This is a genomic window from Protofrankia sp. CiP1_Cm_nod3 (assembly GCF_982290655.1).
In genome coordinates, this window is record NZ_CEVIVD010000282.1 from 1,314 (window position 1) to 3,216 (window position 1,903).

At 72.6% G+C, this 1,903-nt stretch carries 2 protein-coding genes; one reads left to right on the forward strand and one right to left on the reverse strand.

Annotated elements, in window-relative coordinates; genetic code table 11:
* Nucleotides 1–302: 302 nt before the first annotated feature.
* Nucleotides 303–1,145 carry a uroporphyrinogen-III synthase gene (locus AC5LUJ_RS24290; RefSeq protein WP_493465866.1) on the forward strand — a complete coding sequence of 281 codons (843 nt, stop codon included), beginning with the start codon at nt 303–305 and terminating at the stop codon, nt 1,143–1,145.
* 243 nt (nt 1,146–1,388) lie between these two features.
* On the opposite strand, the gene AC5LUJ_RS24295 is transcribed toward AC5LUJ_RS24290, so the two are convergent.
* Nucleotides 1,389–1,793, reverse strand: a complete 405-nt coding sequence (locus tag AC5LUJ_RS24295; protein WP_493465867.1) for a sirohydrochlorin chelatase — start codon at nt 1,791–1,793, stop codon at nt 1,389–1,391.
* Nucleotides 1,794–1,903 lie beyond the last annotated feature (110 nt).

The following is a 1,903-nucleotide window of genomic DNA, read 5'->3' on the forward strand; positions in this document are numbered from 1 at the left end:
GCAGTGGCAGTGGCAGTGGCAACGGTGACAGTCGCGAGAGCGCCAGCGATATCGCGAGCGACGGCGTGAGCTCGGGCGACACCGTCAGGCCTGGCGGCGCCGACAACTCGCCAGGCCGGGCAACGGTGAGATCGCACTCCTGGGCGGGACCGCGCCCCCGGAATGGAGCCGGCTCCGGCGACGGCCCTGGCGACAGCCCCGGCGACGGCCCTGGCGGCGTCGACAGGTCCGGCGGTGTTGACAGTCACGGTCTTACGAATGGTTACGATGATCCGCGCGGATCCGTCACCGGCTCGCCGGCTGTGGACGCCGACCGTCCGCTGGCGGGAGTCCGGGTGCTCGTCCCGCGGACAAGGCCGCGTCCCGGGCTGCTGGCCGCCCGGTTACGCGCGCTCGGCGCGGACGCCGTGGAGAGTGTCGTCTCGCGTCCCGGGCCGGTGGCCGCCCCGGCACCGCTGCTGGCGGCGCTCGCCGGCGCGGACGCGCTGGTGCTGGCGGGCGTCGCGGAGGTCGCGGCGGTGGTCACACTGCTGCGTCGGGCCGGCCGCGACGTCCGGGCGCTTGCCGGGCTCGTGCTGATGGCCGCCGACGCCGAGGCGGAGGTCTCGTTGGAGGCCCTTGGGCTGTCCTGCGCCCGGCTGCCCGTCAGCGCTGATGGCCCGGAGCGCGCCAACACACACAGTGCGCGGACGCGGGCTGCGGAGCCCACCGACGCGCAGGATGCGGTGTCTGCGGTGATGGGCGGCAGCGTCCGCGTGGTGGTGTGCGCGTCCGCGCCGCCGCCCGCCGGAGCGGAAACGGTGCGTCGGATCAGCCTCCTGACCGATGTCGTCGCCGAACCCGACCCGCGGATCGTCGAGGAGATCCGGCACGGCGACCTGCACGCGGTGGCGTTCGCGTCGTCGACCGCGGCCCGCGCGACCGTCGCGCTGTACGGCCCCCTACCGGACGGGATCATGGTGGCCGCGATAGGACGGCGTACCGTCGCGGCCTGTCAGCACGCCGGCATCCGGGTGGACGCGGTGGCGACCGAGCCCGGCATCCATCCGCTGGCCGCGGCGGTGGCCGATGCCGTCACCAGAGCCCGCTCGTCCGAAACGCCGGTCGGCCAACACGCGTCCGCCCCGAAACCCGCCAAAAGCTGATGATCGAACACTCTCGGATCACGCGAACGAGGGGATGAACGGTCGCTGTGGCAGCCGTTTTCACTCTCGTTCTCTTGACTGGGACGAGAGGGGGCGGGTGATTGTCCGAATGGTGATCGGGAGACCGTTCGGGGCGAGAGCCCGTTCGAGGTGGGCGCGAGGCCGGTGTGGGCGCGCTGGTGCCTGCCACCGGTTGTCATCAGGTCCACCGGTTGTCATCAGGCGTCGTCGGGGGCCATTCGGTCAGGGCTCGTCCGGGGCGAAGGCATGGCCGGTGCAGGCATGGCCGGTAAGGGCGTCGTCGATGCGGGCGGTGACAGCGGTCAGCACACCGGGATGCAGCCCGAGTGGCGCGGTCAGCGTCCAGCGGGTGTGCGGGAAGCGCTCCCGGGCCCGGGCGAGGGCGGCCGGGATGTCCCGCGACGTGTGGCTGCCGTCGAACAGGAAGAAAGGGTGGGCCACGATCTCGGTGCAGCCGGCGGCGGCCAGGCTGGCGTAGCCGGCCATGATGTCGGGCTGGACCACGTCCAGGAAGGCCGGCTCCACCGCGTGCCAGTGGATCTGATGGTGACCACCCGTCACGCCAGGATCGGCCTCGGCGGGCGGGGTCTTGAGCCCGCCCGCCGAGGTCTCGAACTCGTCGGATATGGCACCGGTTACCGGATCAGGCGTGGTGTCCGTCCCGCGTCCGGAAGCACCGGAAGCACCGGACGGGCTGGAAGTGGTGGGCGGGCTGGAAGCATCGGGCGGGCTGGAAA